Genomic DNA, 4,609 nt, shown 5'->3' on the forward strand with positions numbered 1-4,609 from the left:
AATGGGTATCTATGCGGCGATGGCGGTGGCGGCGTTTACCGGGCTGGTCTGGCAGATGAAAATGGCCAGCCTTGCCGTCGCGGCGATGGCGCCGGTGGGGGCGGTGTACACCTTCATCGCGCTGGTCACCGGCGCGGCGTGGGGCAAACCGATGTGGGGCACCTGGTGGGTGTGGGACGCGCGCCTGACCTCGGAGCTGGTGCTGCTGTTTCTCTACGCCGGGGTCATCGCCCTGTGGCACGCCTTTGACGACCGTAAAATGGCCGGGCGCGCGGCGGGCATTCTGGTGCTGGTCGGCGTGGTGAACCTGCCGGTTATCCACTATTCCGTCGAGTGGTGGAACACCCTGCACCAGGGCTCGACGCGGATGCAGCAGAGTATCGACCCGGCGATGCGCTCGCCGCTGCGCTGGGCCATCGCCGGCTACCTGCTGCTCTTTATGACGCTGGCGCTGATGCGGATGCGCAACCTGATTTTACTGATGGAAAAACGCCGCCCGTGGGTGAGCGAACTGATACTGAAAAGGGGGCACCGGTGAGTCCGGCATTTTCATCGTGGAGCGATTTTTTCGCCATGGGCGGGTACGCCTTTTTTGTCTGGCTGGCGGTGGCGATGACCGTGGCGCCGCTGGCGCTGCTGGCGCTGCACACGGTGCTGCAGCGCCGGGCCATTCTGCGCGGCGTGGCGCAGCAGCGGGCGCGCGAGGCGCGGATGCGTGCCGCACAGGCGCAACAGGAGGCGGCGTGAACCTGCGACGTAAAAACCGGCTATGGGTGGTCTGCGCGGTGCTGGCGGGCCTGGGGCTGACCACCGCCCTGGTCCTGTACGCGCTGCGCGCGAATATCGACCTGTTCTATACCCCCGGCGAAATTCTCTACGGCAAGCGCGAGACGCAGCAGCTGCCGGCGGCGGGCCAGCGCCTGCGCGTCGGCGGGATGGTGATGCCCGGCAGCGTCAGGCGCGACCCGGACTCGCTGAAGGTGAACTTCAGCCTCTACGACGCCGAAGGGGCGGTGACGGTGAGCTATGAGGGGATACTGCCGGACCTGTTCCGCGAGGGGCAGGGGGTGGTGGTGCAGGGCACCCTGGAGAAGGGCAACCACGTCCTGGCGCAGGAGGTGCTGGCCAAGCATGACGAGAACTACACCCCGCCGGAAGTGGAAAAGGCGATGCAGGAAAACCACCGCCGCCCGCAACGCGCTGATAAGGACACCTCATCATGATGCCTGAATACGGCACCGCGCTGCTGTGCCTGGCGCTCGGCGTGGCGCTGCTGCTGTCCGTTTACCCGCTGTGGGGCGTGGCGCGCGGCGACGCGCGGATGATGGCGTCGGCCCGGGTGTTCGCCTGGCTGCTGTTCATCTGCGTGGCGGGCGCGTTTTTCGTGCTGGTGCACGCCTTTGTGGTTAACGACTTCACCGTGGCCTATGTCGCCGGCAACTCGAACACGCAGCTGCCGGTGTGGTACCGGGTGGCCGCCACCTGGGGGGCGCACGAGGGCTCGTTGCTGCTGTGGGTGCTGCTGATGAGCGGCTGGACCCTGGCGGTGGCGGTGTTCAGCCGGCAGGTGCCGGCGGATATCGTCGCCCGGGTGCTGGCGGTGATGGGGATGGTCTGCGCCGGTTTTCTGGCGTTCATCCTGTTCACCTCCGGCCCGTTCGCCCGCACGCTGCCGGCTTTTCCGGTGGAGGGGCGCGACCTGAACCCGCTGCTGCAGGACCCGGGGCTGATTTTCCACCCGCCGCTGCTGTACATGGGCTATGTCGGCTTCTCGGTGGCCTTCGCCTTCGCCATCGCCGCGCTGCTGAGCGGGCGTCTGGACAGCGCGTTCACCCGTTTTGCCCGCCCGTGGACGCTGGCGGCGTGGGTGTTCCTGACGCTGGGCATCGTGCTCGGCTCGGCGTGGGCCTACTACGAGCTGGGCTGGGGCGGCTGGTGGTTCTGGGACCCGGTGGAGAACGCCTCCTTTATGCCGTGGCTGGCGGGCACCGCCCTGCTGCACTCGCTGGCGGTCACGGAACAGCGCGCCGGCTTTAAGGCGTGGACGCTGCTGCTGTCCATCTGCGCCTTCTCGCTGTGCCTGCTGGGCACCTTCCTGGTGCGCTCCGGGGTGCTGGTGTCGGTGCACGCCTTCGCCTCCGACCCGGCGCGCGGAATGTTTATCCTCGCCTTTATGGTGCTGGTCACCGGCGGCTCGCTGCTGCTGTTCGCCGTGCGCGGGCACAGGGTGCGTTCGCGGGTGAACAACACGCTGTGGTCGCGCGAGTCGCTGCTGCTCGGCAACAACGTCCTGCTGATGGCCGCCATGCTGGTGGTGCTGCTGGGCACCCTGCTGCCGCTGGTGCACAAACAGCTGGGGCTGGGCAGCATTTCGGTGGGGGAGCCGTTCTTTAACACCATGTTCACCTGGCTGATGGTCCCCTTTGCCCTGCTGCTGGGGGTGGGGCCGCTGGTGCGCTGGGGCCGGGACCGGCCGCGTAACATCAGGAAACTGCTGCTCACCGCCCTGGTCTCCACCCTGGCGCTGTCGGTACTTTTGCCATGGCTGCTGGAAGATAAAATCATCGCCATGACGGCGGTGGGGATGGCGATGGCCTGCTGGATTGCGGTGCTGGCGGTGGCCGAAGCCGTACAGCGCGTGTCCCGCGGCACGAAAACCTCTCTCAGCTACTGGGGAATGGTGGCGGCGCACCTCGGGCTGGCGGTGACGATTACCGGTATCGCCTTCAGCCAGAATTACAGCGTGGAGCGTGACGTGCGGATGCGGGCGGGCGACAGCGTGACCATTCACGACTACCGCTTCACCTTCCGGGAGGTGCGGGACATCACCGGCCCCAACTACCGTGGCGGGGTGGCCCTCATCGGGGTGACGCGCCACGGCGAGCCGGAGGCGGTGCTGCACGCGGAGAAACGGCTCTACAACACCAGCCGGATGGTGATGACCGAGGCGGCGATTGACGGCGGGCTGACCCGCGACCTGTACGCCGCGCTCGGGGAGGAGCTGGACAACGGCGCGTGGGCCGTGCGCCTGTACTACAAACCGTTTGTCCGCTGGATATGGGCCGGGGGGCTGCTGATGGCGCTGGGCGGGCTGCTGTGCCTGGCGGACCCGCGCTACCGCCGCCGTAAACCATTGCCGGAGGCCGGATGAAACGCAACGTACTGTTATTACCGTTACTGATTTTTCTGCTGATTGCCGCGGCGCTGCTGTGGCAGCTGGCGCGCAACGCGCAGGGCGATGACCCGACGAATCTCGAATCGGCACTGACCGGAAAGCCGGTGCCGGCGTTCCGCCTGGAATCGCTGGAGACGCCGGGTCAGTACTACCAGGCGGAGGTGCTGACGCAGGGGAAACCGGTGCTGCTTAACGTCTGGGCCACCTGGTGCCCGACCTGCCGCGCCGAGCATCAGTACCTGAACCGGCTGGCCGCGCAGGGTATCCGGGTGGTGGGGCTGAACTATAAGGATGACCGGGCGAAGGCGGTGGCCTGGTTAAAGGAACTGGGCAACCCGTATGCGCTGAGTTTATCGGACAGCGACGGGATGCTGGGGCTGGACCTGGGCGTGTACGGCGCGCCGGAAACCTTCCTCATCGACGGCAGGGGGATTATCCGCTACCGCCATGCGGGCGATTTGAATGCCCGGGTATGGGAAAGTGAACTGAAACCGCTGTGGGACAGATACAGCCGGGAGGCGGCGCAATGAGACTGTTACCGGGCATGGTGATGCTGATGCTGGCGCTGGTTATCTCCGGGTCAGCGCGGGCGACCACCGACGTGATGCCGTTTAAAGATGAAGCGCAGGAGCAGCAGTTCCGCCAGCTCACGGAGCAGCTGCGCTGCCCGAAATGCCAGAATAACAGCATTGCGGACTCGAACGCGATGATAGCCACCGACATGCGCCGCAGGGTGTATGACCTGATGCAGGAGGGGAAGAGCCGCCAGGAAATCATCGATTACATGGTGGCGCGCTACGGCAACTTTGTCACCTACGACCCGCCGCTGACCCCGCTGACGGTGCTGCTGTGGGTGCTGCCGCTGGCCGCCATCGTGGCGGGCGGGTGGATAATCGTTGCCCGCACGCGCCGGCGGGTGCGCCTGCGCCGGGAGCCGCTGCCGGCGGACACCCCGGTTTGCGGCGCGCGCGCCGGGTGGGGCGTTTACGTGCCGGGGGCCGTCATTGCGCTGGCGGTCGGCGCCGGCAGCTACGCCCTGACCGGCAGCTATCCGCAGGTCAGGGCCTGGCAGCAGGCGACGGCGCAGACGCCCGGGCTGCTGGCGCGGGCGCTGGACCCGCAGGCGCAGCCGCTGAATGAGGAGGAGATGGCGCGGCTGGCGCTGGGGCTGCGCACCCGCCTGCAGAATGATGCCGGCAATGTTGAGGGCTGGCTCATGCTGGGGCGCACCGGTATGATACTGGGTAATGCCGGTACCGCCACCGGGGCGTATGCGAACGCTTACCGTCTGGACCCGAAAAACCGCGATGCGGCGCTGGGCTACGCGGAGGCGCTGACGCGCTCGTCCGACCCGGAGGATAACCGCCGCGGCGGGGAGCTGCTGCGCCGGCTGGTGAGCCGCGACCACACGGATATCCGGGTGTTAAGCCTGTA

Annotated in this window: 6 protein-coding genes; all 6 read left to right on the plus strand. The window is 67.0% G+C overall.

Annotated elements, in window-relative coordinates; all coding sequences use genetic code 11:
• A partial coding sequence (locus ACLJRH_RS25905) for a heme ABC transporter permease (RefSeq protein WP_023892295.1) occupies positions 1-538 on the plus strand: 538 nt, incomplete at its 5' end.
• Complete coding sequence (gene ccmD, locus ACLJRH_RS25910; RefSeq protein ID WP_000074110.1) at positions 535-747, plus strand: heme exporter protein CcmD; 213 nt, start codon at positions 535-537, stop codon at positions 745-747. The genes ACLJRH_RS25905 and ccmD, both read left to right, overlap by 4 nt.
• Complete coding sequence (ccmE, locus tag ACLJRH_RS25915; protein WP_023137391.1) at positions 744-1,223, plus strand: cytochrome c maturation protein CcmE; 480 nt, start codon at positions 744-746, stop codon at positions 1,221-1,223. The genes ccmD and ccmE overlap by 4 nt, the downstream gene beginning before the upstream one ends.
• Positions 1,220-3,151, plus strand: a complete 1,932-nt coding sequence (locus tag ACLJRH_RS25920) for a heme lyase CcmF/NrfE family subunit (RefSeq protein WP_023137390.1) — start codon at positions 1,220-1,222, stop codon at positions 3,149-3,151. The genes ccmE and ACLJRH_RS25920 overlap by 4 nt, the downstream gene beginning before the upstream one ends.
• Positions 3,148-3,705, plus strand: coding sequence for a thiol:disulfide interchange protein DsbE (gene dsbE / locus ACLJRH_RS25925; protein ID WP_000828299.1), 558 nt, complete (start codon positions 3,148-3,150; stop codon positions 3,703-3,705). The genes ACLJRH_RS25920 and dsbE overlap by 4 nt, the downstream gene beginning before the upstream one ends.
• Positions 3,702-4,609 (plus strand): cytochrome c-type biogenesis protein CcmH (locus ACLJRH_RS25930; protein WP_023223266.1); only part of this gene is annotated, 908 nt, incomplete at its 3' end. The genes dsbE and ACLJRH_RS25930, both read left to right, overlap by 4 nt.

This window comes from Salmonella sp. SAL04162 (assembly GCF_046551535.1).
Taxonomy (GTDB): domain Bacteria; phylum Pseudomonadota; class Gammaproteobacteria; order Enterobacterales; family Enterobacteriaceae; genus Salmonella; species Salmonella enterica.

Excerpts from the sequence above, each read along its gene's own strand:
- dsbE (WP_000828299.1), top strand. The coding sequence starts at position 3,148 with ATGAAACGCAACGTACTGTTATTACCGTTACTGATTTTTCTGCTGATT.
- ACLJRH_RS25920 (WP_023137390.1), top strand. The coding sequence starts at position 1,220 with ATGATGCCTGAATACGGCACCGCGCTGCTGTGCCTGGCGCTCGGCGTG.